Origin of the sequence: Citrobacter sp. Cb080, from assembly GCF_030334745.1 — a bacterium.
Taxonomy (GTDB): domain Bacteria; phylum Pseudomonadota; class Gammaproteobacteria; order Enterobacterales; family Enterobacteriaceae; genus Citrobacter; species Citrobacter braakii.
Window position 1 is genome coordinate 1 of sequence record NZ_JAOWDG010000027.1, and the last position, 23,177, is coordinate 23,177.

At 51.9% G+C, this 23,177-nt stretch carries 18 protein-coding genes; 9 read left to right on the top strand and 9 right to left on the bottom strand.

Going from position 1 to position 23,177, the window contains the following annotated elements; translation table 11 throughout:
- Nucleotides 1–69 precede the first annotated feature (69 nt).
- Together OGV38_RS03370 and OGV38_RS03375 are read left to right on the top strand one after the other, a co-directional pair.
- Nucleotides 70–1,050 (top strand): IS5-like element ISKpn26 family transposase, encoded by a 981-nt coding sequence (locus OGV38_RS03370; RefSeq protein ID WP_000019450.1) that lies wholly within the window; start codon nt 70–72, stop codon nt 1,048–1,050.
- Between the two features lie 185 nt (nt 1,051–1,235).
- A complete protein-coding gene (locus OGV38_RS03375; protein WP_016152691.1) occupies nt 1,236–1,409 on the top strand; it encodes a GnsA/GnsB family addiction module toxin in 174 nt (57 codons plus the stop codon).
- A gap of 263 nt (nt 1,410–1,672) precedes the next feature.
- Here OGV38_RS03375 and OGV38_RS24920 read toward each other — a convergent pair whose 3' ends face one another.
- A complete protein-coding gene (locus OGV38_RS24920) occupies nt 1,673–1,789 on the bottom strand; it encodes a YnaM/YnfT family protein (protein WP_350185928.1) in 117 nt (38 codons plus the stop codon).
- A 317-nt stretch (nt 1,790–2,106) separates the two neighbouring features.
- Here OGV38_RS24920 and OGV38_RS03380 point away from each other — a divergent pair, with 317 nt between their 5' ends.
- Entirely contained in the window at nt 2,107–2,247 is a 141-nt protein-coding gene (locus OGV38_RS03380; RefSeq protein ID WP_286472938.1) for a YnfU family zinc-binding protein, read from the top strand.
- Between the two features lie 180 nt (nt 2,248–2,427).
- On the top strand, nt 2,428–11,010 hold the full coding sequence (locus tag OGV38_RS03385; RefSeq protein ID WP_286472939.1) for a GH36-type glycosyl hydrolase domain-containing protein: 8,583 nt from the start codon (nt 2,428–2,430) through the stop codon (nt 11,008–11,010).
- Nucleotides 11,011–11,029: 19 nt separating this feature from the next.
- Here the strand turns inward: OGV38_RS03385 and OGV38_RS03390 are convergent, their stop codons facing one another.
- Nucleotides 11,030–11,263: a YnaE/YdfK family cold shock protein gene (locus OGV38_RS03390; RefSeq protein WP_029139493.1), complete on the bottom strand. Its 234-nt coding sequence runs from the start codon at nt 11,261–11,263 to the stop codon at nt 11,030–11,032.
- A gap of 153 nt (nt 11,264–11,416) precedes the next feature.
- Between OGV38_RS03390 and OGV38_RS03395 the strand changes: the two genes are divergently transcribed.
- Nucleotides 11,417–11,593 carry a YnfU family zinc-binding protein gene (locus tag OGV38_RS03395; RefSeq protein WP_213083733.1) on the top strand — a complete coding sequence of 59 codons (177 nt, stop codon included), beginning with the start codon at nt 11,417–11,419 and terminating at the stop codon, nt 11,591–11,593.
- A 134-nt stretch (nt 11,594–11,727) separates the two neighbouring features.
- On the top strand, nt 11,728–12,000 hold the full coding sequence (locus tag OGV38_RS03400; RefSeq protein WP_286472940.1) for a hypothetical protein: 273 nt from the start codon (nt 11,728–11,730) through the stop codon (nt 11,998–12,000).
- Nucleotides 12,001–12,095: 95 nt separating this feature from the next.
- Here OGV38_RS03400 and potB read toward each other — a convergent pair whose 3' ends face one another.
- Both potB and potA read right to left on the bottom strand, forming a co-directional pair.
- On the bottom strand, nt 12,096–12,959 hold the full coding sequence (gene potB, locus OGV38_RS03405; RefSeq protein ID WP_016150058.1) for a spermidine/putrescine ABC transporter permease PotB: 864 nt from the start codon (nt 12,957–12,959) through the stop codon (nt 12,096–12,098).
- Complete coding sequence (gene potA / locus OGV38_RS03410; RefSeq protein WP_016152695.1) at nt 12,943–14,079, bottom strand: spermidine/putrescine ABC transporter ATP-binding protein PotA; 1,137 nt, start codon at nt 14,077–14,079, stop codon at nt 12,943–12,945. The genes potB and potA overlap by 17 nt, the downstream gene beginning before the upstream one ends.
- A gap of 250 nt (nt 14,080–14,329) precedes the next feature.
- Here potA and pepT point away from each other — a divergent pair, with 250 nt between their 5' ends.
- Nucleotides 14,330–15,556, top strand: a complete 1,227-nt coding sequence (gene pepT / locus OGV38_RS03415; protein WP_269517413.1) for a peptidase T — start codon at nt 14,330–14,332, stop codon at nt 15,554–15,556.
- 104 nt (nt 15,557–15,660) lie between these two features.
- On the opposite strand, the gene roxA is transcribed toward pepT, so the two are convergent.
- The 5 genes from roxA to znuC all read right to left on the bottom strand — a co-directional run bounded on the left by roxA (nt 15,661) and on the right by znuC (nt 20,700).
- Nucleotides 15,661–16,782, bottom strand: a complete 1,122-nt coding sequence (gene roxA / locus OGV38_RS03420; RefSeq protein ID WP_286472941.1) for a [50S ribosomal protein L16]-arginine 3-hydroxylase — start codon at nt 16,780–16,782, stop codon at nt 15,661–15,663.
- 92 nt (nt 16,783–16,874) lie between these two features.
- The gene (gene phoQ / locus OGV38_RS03425) at nt 16,875–18,338 is read right to left on the bottom strand and encodes a two-component system sensor histidine kinase PhoQ (protein WP_269517412.1); all 1,464 of its coding nucleotides are present in this window, start codon (nt 18,336–18,338) and stop codon (nt 16,875–16,877) included.
- Nucleotides 18,338–19,009 carry a two-component system response regulator PhoP gene (gene phoP, locus OGV38_RS03430; RefSeq protein WP_003846709.1) on the bottom strand — a complete coding sequence of 224 codons (672 nt, stop codon included), beginning with the start codon at nt 19,007–19,009 and terminating at the stop codon, nt 18,338–18,340. The genes phoQ and phoP overlap by 1 nt, the downstream gene beginning before the upstream one ends.
- A gap of 153 nt (nt 19,010–19,162) precedes the next feature.
- Nucleotides 19,163–19,948: a zinc ABC transporter permease subunit ZnuB gene (gene znuB, locus OGV38_RS03435; RefSeq protein WP_016152760.1), complete on the bottom strand. Its 786-nt coding sequence runs from the start codon at nt 19,946–19,948 to the stop codon at nt 19,163–19,165.
- The gene (znuC, locus tag OGV38_RS03440) at nt 19,945–20,700 is read right to left on the bottom strand and encodes a zinc ABC transporter ATP-binding protein ZnuC (protein ID WP_016152761.1); all 756 of its coding nucleotides are present in this window, start codon (nt 20,698–20,700) and stop codon (nt 19,945–19,947) included. Before znuC ends, znuB begins: the two co-directional genes overlap by 4 nt.
- A 78-nt stretch (nt 20,701–20,778) precedes the next feature.
- Here znuC and znuA point away from each other — a divergent pair, with 78 nt between their 5' ends.
- Both znuA and mepM read left to right on the top strand, forming a co-directional pair.
- Nucleotides 20,779–21,723 (top strand): zinc ABC transporter substrate-binding protein ZnuA, encoded by a 945-nt coding sequence (znuA, locus tag OGV38_RS03445; protein ID WP_019076521.1) that lies wholly within the window; start codon nt 20,779–20,781, stop codon nt 21,721–21,723.
- A gap of 15 nt (nt 21,724–21,738) precedes the next feature.
- Nucleotides 21,739–23,058 carry a murein DD-endopeptidase MepM gene (mepM, locus tag OGV38_RS03450; RefSeq protein WP_016152763.1) on the top strand — a complete coding sequence of 440 codons (1,320 nt, stop codon included), beginning with the start codon at nt 21,739–21,741 and terminating at the stop codon, nt 23,056–23,058.
- Nucleotides 23,059–23,177 lie beyond the last annotated feature (119 nt).

Here is a 23,177-nt window from a genome sequence, read left to right on the forward strand (position 1 = left end):
GGGAAGGTGCGAACAAGTTCCTGATATGAGATCATCATATTCATCCGGAGCGCATCCCAGAGGGACATCATGAGCCATCAACTCACCTTCGCCGATAGTGAATTCAGCACTAAGCGCCGTCAGACCCGAAAAGAGATTTTCCTCTCCCGCATGGAGCAGATTCTGCCATGGCAGAATATGACCGCTGTCATCGAGCCGTTTTATCCCAAGGCGGGCAATGGCCGACGGCCCTATCCGCTGGAGACCATGCTGCGTATTCACTGCATGCAGCATTGGTACAACCTGAGCGACGGTGCCATGGAAGATGCCCTGTACGAAATCGCCTCCATGCGCCTGTTTGCCCGATTATCCCTGGATAGCGCCCTGCCGGATCGCACCACCATCATGAATTTCCGCCACCTGCTCGAGCAGCATCAACTGGCCCGTCAATTGTTCAAGACCATCAATCGCTGGCTGGCCGAAGCAGGCGTCATGATGACCCAAGGCACTTTGGTGGATGCCACCATCATTGAGGCACCCAGCTCTACCAAGAACAAAGAGCAGCAACGCGATCCGGAGATGCATCAGACCAAGAAAGGCAATCAGTGGCACTTTGGCATGAAGGCCCACATTGGTGTCGATGCCAAGAGTGGCCTGACCCACAGCCTGGTCACCACCGCGGCCAACGAGCATGACCTCAATCAGCTGGGTAATCTGCTTCATGGAGAGGAGCAATTTGTCTCAGCCGATGCCGGCTACCAAGGAGCGCCACAGCGCGAGGAGCTGGCCGAGGTGGATGTGGACTGGCTGATCGCCGAGCGTCCCGGCAGGGTAAAAACCTTGAAGCAGCATCCGCGCAAGAACAAAACGGCCATCAACATCGAATACATGAAAGCCAGCATCCGTGCCAGGGTGGAGCACCCGTTTCGCATCATCAAGCGGCAGTTCGGCTTCGTGAAAGCCAGATACAAGGGGCTGCTGAAAAACGATAACCAACTGGCGATGTTATTCACCCTGGCCAACCTGTTTCGGGTGGACCAAATGATACGTCAGTGGGAGAGATCTCAGTAAAAACCGGAAATAACGCCAGAAATGGTGGAAAAAATAGCCTAAATAGGCTGATTCGATGTGTTTGCGGGAAAAAAATCGGCCCAGATCCGCGAAATTTTAATCAGCGAGTCAGCTTGGGAAGAAATGACCTGCTTATTCGCACCTTCCCTTGGCGTTGATACGTTAGAGATCAAGAGAGGTAAATAATGAACGTCGAAGAGTTAAAAACAAAAACTGAAGCGGATATTTCTGAATTCATTACAAAGAAAATTGTTGAACTCAAAAAAAAGACAGGAAAAGAAGTTTCCGACATCCAGTTTACTGCTCGTGAAAAAATGACTGGGCTTGAAAGCTATGATATTAAAATTACATTGATCTAATTGTTAAAAGACCCAGCTTGAATGAAAAGCATTATCTTAAAAGGTAATGCTTTTTTATTGCTGTCAAAAAATTTGGATGTTGTCAAAACCTTCATTTTTAACCATAGAGACAAGGCCTGACTTTTTAATGGGGGCCTTTCCGATGCCAGTCCGCGCTATCGGGCTACTGCTGGCTCAGGGCAGGGAATGCACTTGTCGAATATTTCGTGGTCAGTGGGTATCACATTGAGGGGAGTGGGATGACGTAGTAGCCTGCGAATGGGTTAATTATCATTTCGGTCGGGATTGTTAGATAACCCAACTCCTACTTTTACCGCAGCAAACAACATAATGCACAGAGCGGTAATGACGGTAAATACCAATGAAAGGCTGGTAATCATAAATTTTCTTCATTTCAGATGGATTTGATTATTAGACTAAGGCATAAAGGAAAAGTTCAGGGTAAATATCATAGTATTTCCCGGAAAAATATCGAAGCGGGTCATTGTATACCAGAGCGGACTGCAGGGAGCCGTATCGAAGAGTGGCGGAGCAACGGTCTCAACGGCCCCTGTGGCTGCAAATATCTATCTTGGCAAACGTTTTCATCTACCCTGTGATATCCCCCTTTTGGATAAAAAATAGGAAGATAAATTAAATGGTTAAATTTTATCCAAACGTGGTACAGTGAATCTCATTCATCGAAAGGGTAATCATCATGTCTCTCATCGATTACGCAATGAAGTACCTCGGCGGCGTATCGACGACTACTGTCATCTGCCCGGCCTGCGGCTTACGTTCATCCCAATCTATTTCTAAAATTCGCCTTAAGCAGACAATGCTGTGCCCTGGCTGTTAAACACTGTTTGTTTCACCACGATAACCCTGACACTTAGTTGCACCTAAACCCGGTGTTCTATACTTAAGTCAAATCCCGGCAGCTGTTAAATCCCTGATGCCTTACGCCCATCCTGAGAGAACGTTTCTGAACTGATTTCGCAACTGCTCCTGCATGCTAACTCTGCATCAGAGCAATGCTATGAAAATGAACCCCAGGGCGTGGTTTAACCGCTCCCATATTCCGATGAATGCTACCGAAAGCGTAACGTTTTCGGCGAACGATCCTGCCGGTGAAAGCACGCTGCAGTCAGAACTCTTTTCGACCGCCCAGATGGAACGCTACGGTCAGAAGCTCGCACGGACCCATAAATTATCGCCGGATAAACATCCTTATTATCTTCTAAAAAGACTCGGCGAGAATGAGGCCATCATTACCCAAAGCTGTTATGAGCTTAACGCGGGTAAAAAGACCAGCATCATGCCTGCCGGGGAGTGGTTGCTGGACAATTATTATCTGATTGAGGAACAAATCCGCACTGTCCGCCAGCACTTGCCGAAAAGCTTTGGTAAAGGTCTCCCGTCGCTGATGTCGCCGCTGAATTGCCCACGAATTTACAATATTGCATCAGAGGCCATTGCTCACGGTGACGGGCGCTGGGATGCCGCCAGCCTGACCAGCTATCTCACCGCCTATCAACAGGTGACCCCGCTGACATTAGGTGAAGTCTGGGCGTTACCGGGAATGCTGCGCCTGGCGCTGATTGAAAATCTTCGTCGTATCAGTATCGAAGTGATCAAAGCGCAGCAGGACAGAACGCTGGCTGATATGTGGATAACAAAGATTTTCGGATGTGCAGAGAATGCCCCTGGCGATTTAATCATGGTGGTTGCCGATATGGCACGCTCCCGACCTACGTTAACCAGTGCGTTTGTCGCAGAGCTGGTGCGGCGTCTGCAGGGGCATGGCAATGCGCTGTCGTTACCTCTGACCTGGGTTGATCAGTGCCTTCGGGAACAGGGGATCACCACCGACGTTCTCATACATAATTTCAATCAACAGCTTGCCGCCAGCCAGCTATCTGTCAGTAACAGCATCGCGGGTCTGCGATTACTGAGTGAAACGGATTGGGCTGATTTCGCCGAAACGATAAGTGTCGTCGAACAGGCATTACGTAATGATCCTGCCGGTATCTATCCTCGGATGCACTTCAATACCCGGGATCATTATCGGCACGTTGTTGAGGTACTGGCCAGAGACAGTGGTCTCAGCGAGCCTGAAGTTGCTGACAGGGTGCTGACGCTTTCAGGAAACAGTGCTCCCGATACACTGGAACATCATGTTGGTTATTATCTCGCAGGCGAAGGTCGGCAGGCGCTGGAAATTCATCTGTTAGCAGACACCTCAAGGCTCATGCGCTTGCGGCACAGTTTCAACAGAATAACCCTGCTGTCATGGCTTGGAAGCCTGGCGTTGTTGACAACCGCAACGACCGCAGCGATTTTGCACGAAACAGCCATGCAGGGCGCAGACTGGCTGTTGATCGCGGTGATATTCCCTCTGATTATCGCTGTAACTCAGTTGATGAGCGATTTACTCAGTGACGCCACCACCCGTTTTCGCGTTCCTCGCCCCTTGCCGCGGATGGATTTCTCAACCGGCATTCCCCCTGACAGCGCCACTCTGTTAGTCATCCCCTGCATGCTGACCAGCCACGCAAGTTTCAGCCAACTCCTCACCAGTCTTGAAGTCTGCTGGCTGGGGAATGAAAACGAAAATCTCAGGTTTGCGCTGCTCACTGATTTCGCTGATTCTGCAAATGAACCCTCGCCGGAAAGCCAGATGCTGCTCAGACAGGCGATCGCCGATACGCAGGCGCTGAATCGCCGCTATCCCTCCAGCCGCCCGCGTTTTTACCTGCTACACCGCCAGCCTGAATGGAACCCTGCGGAAGGAACGTGGATGGGCTATGAACGCAAGCGGGGAAAACTGGCGTTACTGAACAGTTGGTTGCGCCATCCAGGGACACAATTCGTCAGCGTTGCAGACATGCCTGCTAACCTTTTACCGGGCCACATTAAATACGTCATTACCCTGGACAGTGATACGGTGCTGCCGCGCGATACGGCGCACAAACTGGTCGCGACAATGGCGCATCCGCTGAATACGCCAGAGTATGATCCGGTACGCCAGAGGGTTGTCAAAGGATTTGGCATTTTACAACCCGGCCTTGCGGAGGAGATACCACGCAACGGTCAGGGACGTTACGCCGCCATGCGCAGCAGCATACCGGGCAATAATCCCTATTCGATGATGTCTTCGGATATCTATCAGGATCTTTTTGGGGAAGGATCGTTCGTGGGGAAAGGGATTTACGATGTTGACATTTTTATGCAGGCCACGGCCAACACCTGCCCGGAAAACCTGGTTCTCAGCCATGATCTACTCGAAGGATGCTATGCACGTTCGGGTCTGCTGAGTGAGGTGTTACTCTATGAACAGTACCCGAATAATTATCTGTCGGATGTTGCACGCCGTTCACGCTGGATCCGGGGTGACTGGCAACTGCTTAACTGGCTGAAACCACGTGTCAGAAGAGCCGATGGAACCCGGGCCAGGAATCCGCTGACCGCGCTTTCTTACTGGAAATTACTCGATAATCTGCGTCGCAGTCTGGTCGCCCCTTCATTACTGGTATTACTGTTCTTCACCCTGCTTGGGGTACCTAATCCGGTTTACTGGCTGGGCGTACTGTCGCTGATATGGCTGTTGCCAACCATCCTCTGCATCACCCATGACCTGCTGCATAAACCTCTGCGTCGCCGCCTGAAGCCGCATCTGTTACTGGTAGGGGCGGGCGCGCTGAAGCGTTTGTCAGGTATCGGCCTTAATTTTGCGATACTGCCGCACGAAGCCGGATATTCGCTAAAAGCGATCGCCGTGACGTTATGGCGATTGGGGATCAGCAGGCGTCACCTCAGCCAGTGGGTCAGCCACAGCCAGGACAGCAATCAGGCCGGACCCACTGTCGCGCTTTTTTATCAGGCGATGTGGCTGAATGTTGCATGTGGTGTGATGCTGATAATACTGACCGGACAATTTGCTCCACAACTGCTGGGGATTGCGTTGCCGATCGGTTTGTTATGGTGTGTGGCACCGCTGCTGATGAGCTGGTTGAGTCGCCAGCCTGCGCGTAAGGTGTTTTCGCCCAATCCGGAACAAAAACAGCTGTTGCGCCAGACAAGCCGTGAAATCTGGGCGTTTTTTGAAACCTTTGCCACAGAAAAAGAGAACTGGCTTCCGCCTGATAACTACCAGGAAATACCGCAGCCGACGGTGGCCCATCGAACTTCTCCTACCAATATTGGCCTTTCCCTCATGGCTAACCTGACGGCATGGGACTTTGGCTACCTGCCCGGCGGGGAAGTGCTCCGGCGCGTATCGCTCACGCTCGACACAATGGATAAAATGGAGCACTACCGGGGCCATCTCTACAACTGGTATGACACTCGTACGCTGGCCCCCCTCAGCCCACGCTATATCTCAAGCGTCGACAGCGGCAACATGGCAGGGCATTTGTTGACCCTGCGTGCAGGGCTGTCCGCCATGCGTCATCAGCCAGTTTTAAACCGCCAACAGATACTGGCAGGGCTGAATGATACGCTGGATATTCTGGAAAAACAGTGGGGTCAGAACCCGCCTGACAGCTTGCGGTTGTTGCGAAAACACTGCCTGAGCGCGGTGTCGCTCTCTCCGCAGACATTTTTCAGCGAGCTGAAAAATATGCGCACCCAGTGCAATCACCTGAACACGCTATGCCATCAGGGATCTCCTCTTCAGATGCGTTGGGCAGGACATCTGGAGCATCAACTGGTTCAGCTTTGCCATGAGTGGTCGCTGCTGCTTGGTTGGTTACCTGCATCCTGGAACGAACAGACGCTGCCGACTTTGTGCGAGCTTGCCCGCGCAACATTTACTGGTGTAGGAACCCCCCCGGCGTCAGCGATGGAGCAGGCCCGGATGCGACTCAATATTATCACTGAACTTGAACAACGGCTGGATGAGCATGCCCGGATGGATTTCGCCTTTCTGTACAGCGAAGCAACCAGTCTGCTCAGTGTTGGCTATAACTGTGACACGAATATGCCTGACAAGAGCCACTACGATCTTCTGCCGTCTGAAATCCGCCTGACCAGCTTTCTTGCCATTGCCACTAATCAGCTACCTCTTAAAAGCTGGTACGCGCTGGGGCGACTGTTCACCACCATTGACAATGAAACCGCCCTGATGTCATGGAGCGGGTCAATGTTTGAATACCTGATGCCGAATCTGGTAATGCCCACCTGGCCTGGCAGCCTGCTTGATGAAATGAGTCAGTCGGCGGTTATGCGCCAGATTCATTGGGGGAAAGAACGCGGAGTACCGTGGGGCGTTTCAGAGTCTGGTTATCATGCTTTTGATGTTCAGCATAATTATCAATATCAGGCATTTGGTGTGCCGGGTCTCGGCCTGCGCAGGGGGCTTGCTGATGACATGGTTGTCGCCCCTTACGCCACACTGCTGGCGTTAATGGTCTCGCCACAGAAAGCCTGTGAGAACCTGATCAGGCTGCAAAAAAATGGCGCACATGGTGAATACGGTTTTTATGAAGCGCTGGACTATACTCCCTCACGCCTCGCAACCGGTCAGCTCTATGCGGTGGTTCAGTCCTGGATGGCGCATCACCAGGGCATGGCGTTTCAGGCGCTGGCTCATGTGCTACTTGACGCCCCGATGACTGAACGCTTCATGTCCAGTACGGTCTTCCGCTCAGCGAGCCTGCTGTTACAGGAACGCGTGCCGGATGCGGTCGATCTGTACAGTCCGTGCCGTCATTTTGAATCTCATGAGGGCAGGGTCAAACCCGTTCGCTATGAACCCCGTATTTTCTATGGCGTGGACACGCCGGCCCCGGATATTCAACTGCTGTCCAACAACCATTATCATCTGATGTTGACCACGGGCGGCGGCGGCTACAGTCGCTGGAATAATATTGCGCTCACGCGCTGGCGCAGTGATACCACCCGCGATAACTGGGGAGCATTCTGCTATATCCGCGATATACAGACGGGGAATGTGTCGAGCAATACCTGGCAACCGACAGCCCACACCAGCGGGCATGACGAGGAAGTGATATTCACCGATGCGAGTGCTGAATTCAGACGCACTTTCGATGGGCTCAGCGTCAAAACTCAGGTTGTGATCTCCCCGGAGGATGATATTGAGTTGCGACGGCTCACACTGATTCATCGTGGTCGCCAGCCCCGCTCTCTGGAACTGACAACCTATGCCGAAGTAGTACTGGCACCTGAAGCCAGCGATCTGGCACACCCGGCATTTAGCAATTTGTTTATTCAGACGGAACTGGATCCTGAGCGTGACGCTATTCTTTGCCACCGGCGCCCGCGTTCTCCGGGTGAAGCGAGTCCCTGCCTGTTTCACATGATGGTGGTGCATGGCGATAACCGTCATAACGTTTCGTTTGAAACAGACAGGGCAAAATTTCTTGGCCGTGGCAGAAACCCTGCGGATGCCCAGGCAATAAAGGCAGGCGGGGCGCTCAGCAACACGTCGGGGTCAGTGCTGGATCCGATCCTGGCAATACGCCACGCCATCACTCTGCAGCCGGGGCAGCCGGTCACGATTGATATCATTTATGGCATCAGCGAGACCCGCCAGCAGAGCCTGGCGTTGCTGGAAAAATACCGCGATTACCCTATCGCTGATCGCGTCTTTGAACTGGCCTGGTCTCACAGTCTGGTGGTATTACGCCAGATGAACGCCAGTGAAGATGATGCCACTTTGTTTAATCGTCTTGCCAGCGCGGTGCTTTACCCTGTCCAGGAGCTGCGCGCCGAAGGCCAGGCGATCAGCCGCAACCGGCGTGGTCAGTCCGGTTTGTGGGGCTGGGCAATTTCAGGCGATCTGCCGATAGTGCTGCTCAGTATTACCAGCGAGGAAAGTATTGCCTCAGTGACCACACTGATTCAGGCGCACCGTTACTGGAGACAGAAAGGGCTGGATGTTGATTTGGTTATCCTGAATAACAGTCCCGGCGGCTACCAGCAGGGCTTACAAAATCAGATTATGGACTTAATTTATGCCGGGTCTGAAGCCAGTCTGCTGGACAAAACGGGCGGTATTTTTGTTCGTAATGGCGAGCATCTCTCTGCTGAGGATAAGTTGCTTTTGATGAGCGTGGCCTGTCTTTATCTTGATGACCGCACAGGCAGTATCAATGAGCAGCTTAATCAGCGTACTCATACCCTGAAACCTCAGGCCAGAGCACTCATTCCACGAGCTGTGCGCGAGCGTAATCAACATACGGACTGGAGCCCCGATATCAGTCAGTTATGCCATTTCAATGGGTACGGTGGATTTTCTCAGGATGGTCGGGAATATCAGATTGTCCTGCGGGAAGATGCGCAGACACCGGCTCCCTGGTCAAACGTACTGGCAAATGCCCGTTTTGGCACTGTGATTTCAGAGGCGGGACAGGCCTACTCCTGGTATGAGAATGCACATGAATACCGGTTGACACCGTGGGAGAACGATCCGGTGAGCGATCGCAGCGGCGAGGCGTTTTATCTGCGCGATGAAGAGAGTGGTGAGTGTTGGTCACCGACGGCTTTACCTGTTCGCGGACATGGTGATTACCTGACTCGCCATGGTTTTGGTTACAGCATGTTTGCCCATCGAGAGAGTGGTATAGACAGCGAGCTGACGGTTCTGGTTGCCGAAGAGGCGCCGGTTAAATTGGCGCTCCTGACGCTCAGTAACTCTTCGGGTCGGACACGCAAACTTTCCGTCACCGGCTATGTGGAGTGGACGCTCGGAGGAACACGAACTCGCTCAGCCCCTCACATTGTGACTCATGCGGCCAGACCGCCTGGCGGCTGCGGAGTGCTGGCGAACAACTTTTATGGCGATAACGGTAGCGGTCGTACTGCCTTTTTTGCCGTCAGCGGTAATGACTGTTCGTTGACCGGGGACCGCCGGGAGTTTATCGGTCGTAATGGTTCTCTGAACGCCCCGTCGGTCATGAAGCTACGCAGGCTTTCAGGTAAAACGGGCGCCGGTCTGGATCCCTGCGGGGCAGTACAATCGGCGGTTACCTTAATTGATGGCGATCAGAGGACGTTTATTTTTATCCTCGGCGCAGAGGAGAATCATATTCGAGCTCAGGAGACGCTTGCCCGTTATATGAATGAGGAGACGGTCCGCCAGGAGCTGAACCGGGTTCACAACCACTGGCACAATGTGCTCGATAAAATCGTGGTTAACACCCCCGACACATCGGTAAATTTACTGGTGAATGGCTGGCTATTGTACCAGACGGTAGCCTGTCGCCTGATGGCTCGCAGCGGTTACTACCAGTCCGGCGGCGCATTTGGTTTTCGCGATCAACTGCAGGATACGCTGGCGTTGAGTCATGCTGATCCGAACCGGATGAGAGAACAGATAATCCTGTGTGCATCACGGCAATTTATTGAGGGTGATGTACAGCACTGGTGGCACCCGCCACACGGCAACGGGGTGCGCACGCGCTGTTCCGATGACTATCTGTGGCTTCCGCTTGCCGTTTGCCACTATGTTGAAACGACGGGGGATATGGATGTACTGGAAACACGTATCCCTTATCTGGAGGGACGTCCGCTTCAGCCTGGTGAAGAGTCTGCCTATGATACGCCGGTGATCAGCGGTACCGAAGAGACACTCTGGTTACACTGCGTCAAAGCCATTAAGTATGGACAACAGTTCGGGGAGCATGGTCTGCCGCTGATGGGGGCGGGTGACTGGAATGACGGCATGAACCGGGTGGGGATCGACGGCAAGGGTGAAAGCGTCTGGCTGGGCTTCTTTCTGTTCGACATTTTGCAGCGGTTTGCGGCGCTGGCTGATCGCAGGCTGGATGAAAGTGTCGCCTCAATGTGCCGTTCACAGGCTGTGTGCCTGCAAAGCAATCTCGAAGCCCACGCCTGGGATGGCGAATGGTACCGGCGTGGATATTTTGACGATGGTACTCCCCTGGGGTCGAAAGCATCACAGGATTGCTGGATTGATGCGATTGCCCAGAGCTGGTCAGTATTGTCCGGGGCCGCTAGCCCGGGACGGTGCGCAAAGGCCATGCAGGCGCTGGATAAGCACCTTGTGGATAGCGAGGGGGGACTGATAAAACTATTAACGCCGCCTTTCGATGGGCACGGTCCAAATCCGGGTTACATACAGGGCTACCTGCCTGGTGTGCGGGAAAACGGAGGGCAGTATACACATGGCGCTATCTGGGCTGTGATGGCATTTGCCCGAATGGGGAATGCCGAACGTGCCTGGCAACTCTGGTCCATGCTCAGCCCGATAAATCATACTCTGAATGTGAACTCCGTCGGGATCTATAAAGCCGAGCCTTATGTCATGAGCGCTGATGTCTACAGCGTTGCTCCCCATATCGGACGTGCCGGATGGAGCTGGTATACCGGTTCATCAGGCTGGGCCTGGCGTTTACTTACCGAGGAATTACTGGGGATAAAACGTTCCGGTGCTGACCTGACGGTTCATGCCCGGTTGCCGGATGGGTGGCCGTCTTTTTCTATGACTTATCAATATGGCGAAAGCCATTATCAGATTAGTGTCTCACGCGGCGATGCAGAATATCGCGTTACACTGGATGGTGCTCTCCTCCCTGATGACAGAATACCGCTGCGGGATGATGGACAAAACCATACGGTTGAGATTATTCAGAACTGACACTGAGTCCAGACGCGCATTAACGTCTGCCGTTAATGCGCTGATTATCCCTGAGAACCTCAATCGCTGTCTGCATGGCGATTTTGTCATCTCGTTTTTTTTGCTTGTCCTGCATGACCTGAAGGTATTCCAGCAAAGTTCGGGTATTAATAGGTCGGCCCTGTTTTCCCACTGCCAGCACGGCTTCGCCAAGAATAATTTTCACTGGTGGCAACTGGGCCGGGTACCAGTCAAGGGTGTCTTCTGATTTCATGATAAATTTCTCACGGAAGGGTATTATATCATAAATCAGACGTTTAATTTTCAATATCTGATATCCTGATTTAATCATAAATTAACATAACTTAAGCCAGTTATTTTTATATTAAGGCGTATAATAATTACTGTGTTCCTCAGAGAATTATTTATGTCTTATACAAAAGGACTCAGGCACTTTAAAGAAAGACCGGTGCATGTTGCCTGCCCGGTATGCGCATACAGAGCCGATCAGAAAGCAGGTAAACTAAGAAAAGATGCGGTTCTGGAGTGCCCTGCCTGCGGGCTGTTGTTCAGACCATCAGAATGCTGGTGTATCGGCGGCTGATCGGCTTCTGCCACCTAACGTGAGTGATGTTGGGAAATGACAATATTGCTCCTGTACTGCAGTTTGAGAGGATATGATGATGAAATCTAAAAAATCTATTTTTATTGAAGGACATATCCTTTCGAACAGTTGTCATGGGCAGGTTGGTCAATCTTTCTGTATCCACAGGGCCAGGTTTAATAATGGTAAATATGCGATTATCCGGGAAGCATCAGGAATATGTTTCAAGCCTGGCGAAATTATTCAACGAAACGATTGCGAGTGGTTTTATAACCTTACCAAAATTCGCCTTCTCTCATTTGAGTACCTTGAAGATGATGAATCCAGAAGACAATTTCTTGAATATCGATAATAAATTCATGCTTATCATGACGGCATATTTTTGCGGGTTTACAATTCCTTTCTGATTTTACAAATCTTATCCCCGTTCGTGACCTGGCATGCAGTTTACTTGAGGGTAAACTGCATGCCATGATCATTTTAACTTTTTGAGTAATATCGGTTAACTATCAATGTCGCTAACCTTCTTGTTCAGCAAGCGGGAGGCGCGCCAGTAGATCAGCAGCATCAGACCCATGACGATGGTCAGCGTAATGCTGGTGGCAGCACCGAACGGCCAATCGCGGATGTTCAGGAACTGAACTTTAATCACGTTGCCAATCAGCAGGTTTTTCGCCCCGCCCATTAAATCGGAAACGTAAAACAGCCCCATTGCGGGCAGCATAACCAGCAGGCATCCGGCGATAATTCCCGGCATCGTTAACGGAATAATGATGCGGGTGAAGGTCTGAAGTTTACTGGCGCCCAAATCGCGCGCGGCTTCCAGCAGCGGTTTATCGAGCTTTTCAATGCTGGAATAGAGCGGCATCACCATAAACGGCAGCAGGATGTACACCAGGCCGATAATCACCGCGCTGGGGGTAAACATGATGCGAATGGGGGTATCGATCACGCCGAGCCACAACAGAAATTCGTTGAGGTAGCCCTTGGTACTGAGGAATATTTTGAGTCCGTAGATGCGAATAAGCGAGTTGGTCCAGAACGGAACAATCAGCAGGAACAGCAGCAATGGACGCACTTTTTCCGGCAGTTTCACCAAAAACCAGGCAAACGGATAGCCGAGCACCAGACAGGCGAGCGTGGCAATCAGCGCCATATTGAGGGAGTGAACCAGTACCTCAAAATAGAGCGGATCGAGCAGGCGTGTATAGTTTTCCAGCGTAAAGACCATTTTGACGAAATTGGCATCGTCGCGGGTCAAAAAGCTGGTGCCGATGATCATCAGGTTGGGCAGAAAGACAAATAACACAAGCCAACCGACAATGGTGACGATCACCACACTCTGGAATTTACTTGTGTTCTTCATCAGCCAGTACGACCTCCCAGCTTTCTACCCAGTTAATCGCCATTTTCTGGTCGAGAGAGTGGTCAAAGTCAGGATCGTCTTCGTTGAAGAATTCACTGACCATCACCATCTTGCCATTTTCCAGTTCCACAACCGACTCCAGCGTCATGCCCTTGTAGTTGCGTTCACGCACGTAGCCGATCAGGCCTTCGATATGATTGTCGTCGTTGATTTCATCAACGCGCAGATCTTCAGGGCGTAACAGGACGTGCAGCTTCTGTCCGGGAATCACCGCGAAGTTGACATAAATATTGCACTCACGACCTTCAACGTTAGCACGAACGCGCTGTTCGTCCAGACGTTCTATCACCGTCGCGTTAAACATATTGATCTCACCGATAAACCCGGCGACGAACAGATTTTTCGGCTCTTCGTAGATTTCGCGCGGCGTACCGTCCTGCTCAATCTTGCCATCGCGCATCACCACGATACGGTCTGACATGGTCAGCGCCTCTTCCTGATCGTGTGTGACAAAGACAAAGGTGATACCAAGCTTACGTTGCAGCGCTTTCAGTTCGTTCTGCATCTGCTTGCGTAGTTTGTAGTCCAGCGCAGAGAGAGATTCGTCTAACAGGAGTAAACGGGGTTTATTGACCACCGCTCGAGCAATCGCTACGCGCTGCTGCTGTCCACCGGAGAGTTGATGCGGTTTTCGCTGGGCGAACTCTTCCAGCTGCACCATGCGCAGAGCTTCGGTAACGCGGGGAGGAATGTCGGCTGCGGGCGTTTTTTGCATGCGTAAGCCAAAGGCCACATTCTCAAATACGGTCATGTGGGGAAATAACGCATAGCTTTGGAAGACGGTGTTCACGTAGCGGTTTTCCGCAGGAACGTGAGTGATGTCCTGGTTGTCCAACATGATATGACCGGAATCAACCGTTTCCAGACCGGCAATCAGGCGAAGAACGGTTGTTTTACCGCAGCCAGAGGGGCCAAGCAGCGTGAGAAACTCGCCATTATTGATGGTCAAATCCAGGCTGGAAATCACCTCTTTGCCATCGAAACTTTTGCGAATTCCCGCTAATTGCACCAGTGGAGAAAGCGAACGCGGTTGTTTATTCAATTTTTTACTCTGTCCCATGTAAACGCAACGGATGGCTGACCGCTGCGGGGTTCGTGGTTAACCACCTTGATGACTCTTAATGAGGGCCGTTATTCTACGGCAAACCATGGTAATCGCCAATCCTTGTTGCGAATTACTGACTTAGCCCTATAGTCAGAGGGGATGTCAGGGCGAAATATTCTCACTTGCGGGGATAAAAGTGACCTGACGCAATATTTGTCTTTTGTTGCTTATTGATAATGTTGTCACAAAAAGTGAGGGTGACTGCATGGATAAACTACTTGAGCGTTTTTTACACTACGTGTCGCTGGACACCCAATCAAAATCGGGCGTGCGGCAGGTACCCAGCACCGAAGGACAGTGGAAGTTATTACAACTGCTCAAACAGCAGCTCGAAGAGATGGGGCTGGTTAACATTTCACTGAGCGAAAAGGGGATGCTGATGGCCACGTTGCCCGCTAACGTTGCTGGCAATATTCCCGCGATCGGCTTTATTTCCCATGTGGATACCTCACCGGATTTCAGCGGTAAAAACGTTAATCCGCAAATCGTTGAAAACTATCGCGGCGGCGATATTGCGTTAGGCATTGGTGATGAAGTTCTGTCGCCGGTGATGTTCCCGGTGCTGCATCAACTTCTGGGTCAGACGCTGATCACCACAGACGGTAAAACGCTGCTGGGCGCGGATGATAAAGCTGGCGTGGCGGAAATCATGACCGCGCTGGCGGTGCTCATCCAAAAAGATATTCCGCACGGTGATATCCGCGTGGCCTTTACGCCGGACGAAGAGGTTGGTAAAGGGGCGAAGCATTTTGACGTTGCGGCATTTGATGCGCAGTGGGCCTATACCGTTGACGGCGGTGGCGTGGGAGAGCTGGAATTTGAAAACTTCAACGCCGCGTCGGTTAATATCAAAATTGTCGGCAACAATGTGCATCCCGGTACCGCAAAAGGGGTGATGGTGAATGCGCTGTCGCTGGCTGCTCGTATTCATGCTGAGGTTCCGGCAGACGAAAGCCCGGAAACGACGGAAGGCTACGAAGGCTTTTATCATCTGGCGAGCATGAAAGGGACGGTCGATCGGGCGGATATGCACTACATCATCCGTGATTTTGACCGCAAGCAGTTTGAAGCGCGCAAACGCAAGATCATGGAGATCGCCAAAAAGGTCGGCAAAGGGTTACACCCGGATTGCTATATCGAACTGGTGATTGAAGACAGCTACTACAATATGCGCGAAAAAGTGATTGAGCATCCGCATGTGCTGGATATCGCCCAGAAGGCGATGCGCGATTGCGATATTGAGCCGGTGCTGAAACCTATTCGTGGCGGCACCGACGGCGCGCAGCTGTCGTTTATGGGATTACCGTGTCCGAATTTGTTCACCGGAGGCTACAACTATCATGGTAAACATGAGTTTGTAACTCTGGAAGGAATGGAAAAAGCGGTGCGGGTGATTGTACGTATTGCGGAGTTAACCGCAAAGCAGCAGTAAATTTATCGATAGATGCCGGATAGCGCTTCGCTTATCCGGCCTACAGTATTTCACTCCAGAAGGCCTGATAGGACGCGCTAGCGTCGCATCAGACACCGTTCGTATTATCCTTCGAAGAACCAGTATCCGCTGTTAACCAGTGCGGCAAGCATGGCAAGGAAAGACGGATCTTCCAGCGCATCCTCAAAGTTCTCGGCCGTCAGAACAATATGGCTGGCAAGCGCTTCCAGGGCAGGGCGATGCGGTGAATCAATTTTCTCACCGTTGGCGTAGACGTCATCGCCGATGCGCAATACGCGCAATCCGCCCAGACGCACTAACACATCCCCTTGCTTCAGGGCATCGTAAATTTCGTCTGGCTGATACGGCGGCTCCGGTGGAGCAATATCCAGCTCATGACGAGACTGAGATATAAACTCGCCAAACCACTGCTGGAAATGTTCCGGCTGATTAATCAGTCCGAGCATCATTTCACGCAGCTTGTCCATTTCCTGCGGCAGAACGTCAGCCGGATGATCGCGCGGCGGCAGGTCAGGATCGCTGTAATACGTGCTGCCCAGCTCACGTTGCAAAACGTAATCGGCGAACCCGCTGATCAGTTCGCGGGTATTCGGCGCGCGGAAACCGACCGAATAGTTCATGGCGTTTTCCAGCACATAGCCTTCGTGCGGGAATCCTGGTGGAATGTACAGGATATCGCCGGGTTCCAGCTCTTCATCGATGATGGCTTCAAACGGGGCGACCTGCAGCAGGTCCGGGTGAGGGCAGTGCTGCTTCAACTGCAGTTTTTCGCCCACGCGCCAGCGACGTCGCCCGGTTCCTTGAATGATAAACACATCGTACTGATCAAGATGTGGGCCAACGCCGCCGCCGGGGACAGAGAAGGAGATCATCAGATCGTCAATCCGCCAGTCCGGCAGTTCGCGAAACGGACGCATCAGCGCGGCGGTGGGTTCATGCCAGTGATTGACCGCCTGTACCAGCAGCGACCAGTTGTTCTCGCCGAGATGATCATAGCTTTCGAACGGACCGTGGCTAACCTGCCATTTACCGTCCTGGTGGCTGACGAGTCGGCTGTCGACTTCGCTTTCCATTGCCAGTCCAGCCAGTTCGTCAGGAGAGAGTGGATCAATAAAGTTGTTAAACCCGCGTTTTAAGACCACCGGGCGTTTCTGCCAGTGGCGTTCAAGAAAATCGGGCCAGTTAAGTGTGAGTTGGTATTCCATAATGAGCATCCCGCAGGCTGGTATCTGCAACCGATTATAACGGATACTTAACCGCAAGCGGGAAATCAGTACATATTTATTACATGCGGCGATTACTCGTCTTTTTGCCCCGGCTGCTGGCGGCCAAAAATAACTTCCATGCGCGCGCCACCCAGCAGGCTATCGCCTGCAATAATCTGCCCGTCATACTGTTCGGTGATTTCTCGCGCCACCGCCAGTCCAACGCCTTGCCCTGGTCGTAACGTATCGACACGTTGTCCACGGTCAAACACCACTTCCCGTTTGCTTTGCGGAATACCAGGACCATCATCTTCAACCAGAATGTGTAGCTGATCCTCGGACAAACGCGCTGAAATCTCGACAAACTCCAGACAATATTTACATGCGTTATCCAGCACGTTGCCCATCACTTCGACAAAATCGTTCTGTTCGCCCACAAAACTGATTTCGGGTGAGATATCGAGATTTATGTTGACGCCTTTACGCTGATACACCTTATTTAGCGCCGAGGTGAGTTTATCCAGCAACGGCGCGACCGGATGCAGTTCGCGGCTAAGCAGCACGCTGCTGCCACGCATGCTGGCGCGATGCAGGTAATAGCCAATCTGCTGGGAAATACGGCTGATTTGTTCCAGCATGATGGGTTCCGCGTCGCTCACGTTCATTTTTTCATTACGCATCGAGCGGAGCGTACTCTGTAATACCGCCAGCGGTGTTTTCAGGCTGTGGGTGAGGTCTGTTAACGTCGTACGGTATTTGTCGTAGCGCTCGCGTTCGCTTTTTAAAAGTCGATTAAGATTGCGGACCAGGCTGGTCAGTTCGCGCGTGGTGGCGGGGTTTAACATCTCTCGATGATGTTCCTCAAGCTCACGGACTTCACGCGCCAGCGATTCGATAGGCCGCAGACTCCACCAGGCGGCTACCCATAACAGCGGAATGACCAGCAACAGATTGGCGACCAGCACATAAATAAACCAACTCCAGACCATATACGAGCGCTTTAGCTCAATAGGAATGGTATCGACAACCACTATGGTCAACTGTGGCATTCTGGCAGTGGCGGGGTAGACGTTCACGGCGACCGAGTGGGTCATTTCGGCATCGTCGTCATCTTCTCTGACTTCTTTTAGCTGCTGCTGAGCGGAGTGATCTTCGCCCAGTAAGGTGCTGGTGGCATCTACATTGGCTTCAATCTCATGAAAACCGTTCGCTTTTAGCCATTCCGGTTGGATACTGTGCGTCAGCCAGGGAACATTGCGCTGCGCCCACAACAACTCACCGTCTTCGTTATAGATCAGCGACATTGTTGGGCTTTGCATATCGAGATTCTCAGGCAGCTCGACGTTTATCTTACCGTTCTCCCATTTTGCCAGGGTATAGAACAGGTTACTTTCGCCCCGCAGCAGGCGGAACGTTGTTTTATCAAAGCTGACGCTGTAGCCCACCAGGGCAACCATGCCGTAGGCCAGCGAAAGCACCAATACCACGCCCGCGGTTGCCAGTAAAAAGCGCAACCGCAGTGATAACGGGAATAAATGACGCAATAATTTATTCATTAGCGCAGTTCAAAAAGATATCCCTGGCCACGCACGGTGGTGATGACATCATCCGGGTATTGCGCCTGTATTTTTTTACGCAGACGCCCCATCAGAACATCAATGGTGTGGCTTTCACGTAGCTCGGCATCCGGGTAAAGCTGTAACATGAGCGAATCTTTACTGACCACTTTGCCGTTATTACGGATAAGTGTTTCCATAATGGTGTATTCGAACGCCGTGAGCTTGATAACTTCATCATTGACGGATAACTCGCGCCGAGAGAGGTCCACCTGGAAAGGAGGAAGAGAGATAATCTGCGATGCCAGACCGCTGTTGCGACGCATCAGTGCCTGCATGCGCGCTGCCACCTCTTCGATATGAAACGGTTTTGTGACGTAATCGTCGGCTCCGGCGCTGAGTACTTCCACCTTGTCCTGCCAGCCTTCACGCGCGGTTAACACCAGAATCGGCAACGAAACCTCATTGCTACGCCAACGGCGGATCAATGACAAACCGTCTTCATCGGGGAGTCCTAAATCAACGATCGCGATATCCGGCAGATGTTCATTCAGATAATAGTCCGCTTCCTTCGCATCTTCTGCATCATCCACCTGATGCCCTAAATCCTGTAACTGAACCTTGAGGTGGTGGCGTAATAAAGCATTATCCTCGACAACCAGTACGCGCATCATCGTTTCTCCCTAAAATAACGGTATAAATAGTCTAACGCTGATTATGTGGCTGTGGGGATAAACATTTAATAAACCGCGGGAAGGGAAGTATTTCGCTCATGAAATAAAAAGCCGGATAAGGCGATAGCCTCCATCCGGCTAAAATACGCATTAGCTCGCCTGTTTTTTCATCATGCTGAAGATAAACAGCAGCGCGGCACACAGCACCACGGAAGGACCTGCCGGGGTGTCATAGAAGGCCGAGAAGGTCAGCCCGCCTGTAACCGCTATCATTCCCACACCAACGGCAACCCCTGCCATCTGTTCTGGCGTACGGGCAAAGCGACGGGCGGTTGCCGCAGGGATAATAAGCAGCGAGGTGATAATTAACGCCCCGACAAATTTCATCGCCACGCCAATAGTTAATGCTGTGACCAGCATCAGCAGAAGCTTAACGCGTTGCAGCTTCACGCCATCCACAAATGCCAGATCCGGACTGATGGTCATCGACAGCAGGTTGCGCCACTGCCAGAACAAAATCGCCAGAACGATAACCACCCCAATGGCGATGGAGATAAGATCTTCTGGCGTCACAGCGAGCAAATCACCAAACAGATAGGCCATCAGATCTACACGGATGTTGGACATCAGGCTGACGACAACCAGCCCTAATGACAGCGCACTGTGGGCCATAATGCCCAATAAAGTATCGATCGCAAGGTGAGGGCGCTTTTCCAGCCATACCAGACCGCCTGCCAGCAACAAGGTGACGACGATGACCGCATAGAAAGGGTTTACATCCAGCAGCAGGCCAAAGGCGACCCCCAGTAGCGAAGCGTGGGCCAGCGTATCACCGAAATAAGACATTCGACGCCAGACCACAAACGAGCCGAGCGGGCCAGCGGCACAGGCCAGCATGATCCCGGCTAACCAACCGGGTAATAACAATTCAATCATGAGTGACCATTTCCCCGGCGTAAGACGATACGACCCTGTAAATCGTGGCGGTGATTATGATTATGACGGTAAATTCCGAGTTGTTCGGCACCGCGTTGTCCGAACATTGAGATGAATTCCGGGTGCATGGAAACCACTTCCGGCGCACCAGAACAACAAATATGATGGTTCAGGCACAGTACCTCATCGGTTTTTGCCATCACCAGATGCAGGTCATGAGAAACCATTAGTACGGCGCAATCCAGTTCACGTCGCAACTGATCGATAAGATCGTACAGTGCGACCTGCCCATTGACATCCACGCCCTGGGTTGGCTCATCAAGCACCAGTAGCTGAGGTTTATTCAATAAAGCACGGGCCAACAGGACGCGTTGTGTCTCCCCGCCAGAGAGTTTTTGCATCGGCGCATTCATCAGATGTCCGGCCTGAACACGCTTCAGTGCCGGAAGGATATCTTCTTTTTTGGTGCCGGGACGCAGGCGCATAAACCGACTTACCGTCAGCGGAAGCGTCGTATCGAGGTACAGTTTTTGCGGCACATAGCCAATCCGCAATCGACCATTACGCTTGATAACTCCCTCATCAGCCTCTACCAGCCCTAATACAACGCGCACCAGCGTAGATTTCCCGGCACCATTTGGGCCGAGAAGCGTCAATATTTTACCGGGTCGAAGTTCAAGCGATACGTCAGAGAGGACGCGGCGTTGACCATAAGAGACCGAGACATTTTCCAGTGAAACCAAAGTCGTCATATCAATTTTAGTCTTGCAGAAGTTATAGAATGTTATAATATCACAATTCTCACATTCATTACGATGATTGGTCGCATTATGTTACATAAAAATACGCTTCTTTTCGCAGCATTATCCGCTGCTCTTTGGGGTAGTGCAACACAGTCGGCAAATGCCGCTGTCGTGGCTTCTCTTAAGCCGCTGGGGTTTATCGCTTCAGCCATTGCTGACGGGGTTACTGACACCCAGGTTCTGTTGCCTGACGGGGCTTCCGAACACGATTACTCATTGCGTCCTTCAGACGTAAAACGCTTACAGGGCGCGGACTTAGTCGTTTGGATTGGACCTGAGATGGAAGCGTTTATGGAAAAATCAGTCAAGAATATTCCTAACGCAAAACAGGTAACGATTGCGCAGCTCAATGACGTGAAACCGTTACTCATGAAAGGTGCTGACGACGATGATGACGATCATGGACATAATGATGCCGGCAGTGAAAAAAGTGACGAGCATCACCATCACGGCGATTACAACATGCATCTTTGGCTTTCCCCAGAGATAGCACGGGCCTCAGCGGTTGCAATCCATGAAAAATTAGTGGAACTTATGCCGCAAAGTCGAGCCAAACTTGACGCCAACCTGAAGGATTTTGAGGCACAATTAGCCGCAACCGATAAGCAGGTAGGTAACGAGCTCGCGCCGCTCAAGGGAAAAGGTTACTTCGTTTTTCATGACGCCTATGGCTACTACGAAAAACACTACGGACTAACACCGCTTGGTCACTTTACCGTGAACCCTGAGATTCAACCTGGTGCGCAGCGTTTACATGAAATAAGAACACAGTTGGTTGAGCAAAAAGCAACCTGCGTTTTTGCTGAGCCACAGTTCAGGCCAGCGGTCGTTGAAGCCGTCGCGAGAGGGACATCCGTTCGAATGGGAACGTTGGATCCGCTCGGAACGAATATCAAACTGGGTAAAACAAGCTATTCAGCGTTTTTGAACCAATTAGCCAACCAGTATGCGAGCTGCCTGAAAGGAGATTAATGAGGAAGTGATTACGTGCAACAGATAGCCCGCTCTGTCGCTCTGGCATTTAATAATCTGCCGCGGCCCCATCGCGTTATGCTGGGGTCGCTTACCGTACTGACATTGGCCGTCGCTGTCTGGCGGCCCTATGTTTACCATCCTGATTCTGCACCTATCGTCAAAACTATCGAGCTGGAAAAAAGCGAGATTCGTTCACTATTGCCTGAGGCCAGCGAACCTATCGATCAGGCCGCTCAGGAAGACGAAGCCATCCCACAGGATGAACTGGATGACAAAACGTCTGGTGAAGCCGGCGTGCATGAGTATGTCGTCTCCACGGGCGATACGCTGAGCAGTATTCTGAATCAGTACGGCATTGATATGGGTGACATCAGCCAACTCGCGGCTTCCGACAAACAACTGCGTAACCTGAAAATTGGTCAGCAACTTTCCTGGACGTTAGGCGCGGAAGGTGACTTGCAGCGCCTGACCTGGGAAGTCTCCCGTCGTGAAACCCGTACTTACGATCGCACCGCGACGGGTTTCAAAATGAGCAGCGAAATGCAGCAGGGCGATTGGGTTAACAGCCGAATCAAAGGCACCGTGGGCGGAAGTTTCGTCGCCAGTGCCAAAGATGCCGGACTGACCAGCTCTGAAATCAGCGCAGTGATTAAGGCCATGCAGTGGCAGATGGATTTCCGCAAACTGAAAAAAGGCGATGAGTTCTCGGTACTGATGTCTCGCGAAATGCTGGACGGTAAACGTGAGCAAAGCCAACTGCTGGGCGTACGCTTGCGTTCTGAAGGTAAAGATTACTACGCAATCCGTGCTGAAGACGGTAAGTTCTATGACCGCAACGGTACCGGACTGGCGAAAGGCTTTATGCGTTTCCCGACGGCTAAGCAGTTCCGCATCTCTTCCAACTTTAACCCGCGTCGTCTGAACCCGGTGACCGGACGCGTTGCGCCGCACAAAGGTGTCGACTTTGCGATGCCGCAGGGGACGCCGGTGCTGTCGGTGGGTGATGGCGAAGTGGTTGTAGCGAAGCGCAGCGGCGCAGCCGGATACTATGTTGCGGTTCGTCATGGTCGCACCTATACCACGCGTTATATGCACCTGCGTAAGTTGTTGGTCAAACCAGGACAAAAAGTGAAACGTGGCGATCGTATCGCGCTGTCTGGCAATACCGGGCGTTCAACGGGTCCGCATCTGCACTACGAAGTCTGGATCAACCAGCAGGCAGTGAATCCTCTGACGGCGAAACTGCCGCGCACAGAAGGTCTGACCGGCTCGGATCGTACCGATTACCTGGCACAGGTGAAAGAGGTTGTTCCTCAGTTGCGTTTCGATTAATTAACACGCTGACAGAGCCGGTACGCTATGCGTGCCGGCTTTTTTGTGCACAGAAAACCCCCAGCTAGGCTGGGGGTTCCGGAAAGCTTTCAGCTTTGGGCCAGTTATTAAAACCCCTT

What these genes read in the sequence shown, in the direction of transcription:
- roxA (WP_286472941.1), bottom strand. Translation starts at nt 16,782, where the DNA reads ATGGAATACCAACTCACACTTAACTGGCCCGATTTTCTTGAACGCCAC.
- OGV38_RS03395 (WP_213083733.1), top strand. Translation starts at nt 11,417, where the DNA reads ATGTCTTATACAAAAGGACTCAGGCACTTTAAAGAAAGACCGGTGCAT.
- OGV38_RS03385 (WP_286472939.1), top strand. Translation starts at nt 2,428, where the DNA reads ATGAAAATGAACCCCAGGGCGTGGTTTAACCGCTCCCATATTCCGATG.
- znuB (WP_016152760.1), bottom strand. Translation starts at nt 19,948, where the DNA reads ATGATTGAATTGTTATTACCCGGTTGGTTAGCCGGGATCATGCTGGCC.
- phoQ (WP_269517412.1), bottom strand. Translation starts at nt 18,338, where the DNA reads ATGAATAAATTATTGCGTCATTTATTCCCGTTATCACTGCGGTTGCGC.
- OGV38_RS24920 (WP_350185928.1), bottom strand. Translation starts at nt 1,789, where the DNA reads ATGATTACCAGCCTTTCATTGGTATTTACCGTCATTACCGCTCTGTGC.
- OGV38_RS03380 (WP_286472938.1), top strand. Translation starts at nt 2,107, where the DNA reads ATGTCTCTCATCGATTACGCAATGAAGTACCTCGGCGGCGTATCGACG.
- znuC (WP_016152761.1), bottom strand. Translation starts at nt 20,700, where the DNA reads ATGACGACTTTGGTTTCACTGGAAAATGTCTCGGTCTCTTATGGTCAA.
- OGV38_RS03375 (WP_016152691.1), top strand. Translation starts at nt 1,236, where the DNA reads ATGAACGTCGAAGAGTTAAAAACAAAAACTGAAGCGGATATTTCTGAA.
- OGV38_RS03400 (WP_286472940.1), top strand. Translation starts at nt 11,728, where the DNA reads ATGGGCAGGTTGGTCAATCTTTCTGTATCCACAGGGCCAGGTTTAATA.
- potB (WP_016150058.1), bottom strand. Translation starts at nt 12,959, where the DNA reads ATGAAGAACACAAGTAAATTCCAGAGTGTGGTGATCGTCACCATTGTC.
- pepT (WP_269517413.1), top strand. Translation starts at nt 14,330, where the DNA reads ATGGATAAACTACTTGAGCGTTTTTTACACTACGTGTCGCTGGACACC.
- OGV38_RS03370 (WP_000019450.1), top strand. Translation starts at nt 70, where the DNA reads ATGAGCCATCAACTCACCTTCGCCGATAGTGAATTCAGCACTAAGCGC.
- OGV38_RS03390 (WP_029139493.1), bottom strand. Translation starts at nt 11,263, where the DNA reads ATGAAATCAGAAGACACCCTTGACTGGTACCCGGCCCAGTTGCCACCA.
- znuA (WP_019076521.1), top strand. Translation starts at nt 20,779, where the DNA reads ATGTTACATAAAAATACGCTTCTTTTCGCAGCATTATCCGCTGCTCTT.
- potA (WP_016152695.1), bottom strand. Translation starts at nt 14,079, where the DNA reads ATGGGACAGAGTAAAAAATTGAATAAACAACCGCGTTCGCTTTCTCCA.
- phoP (WP_003846709.1), bottom strand. Translation starts at nt 19,009, where the DNA reads ATGCGCGTACTGGTTGTCGAGGATAATGCTTTATTACGCCACCACCTC.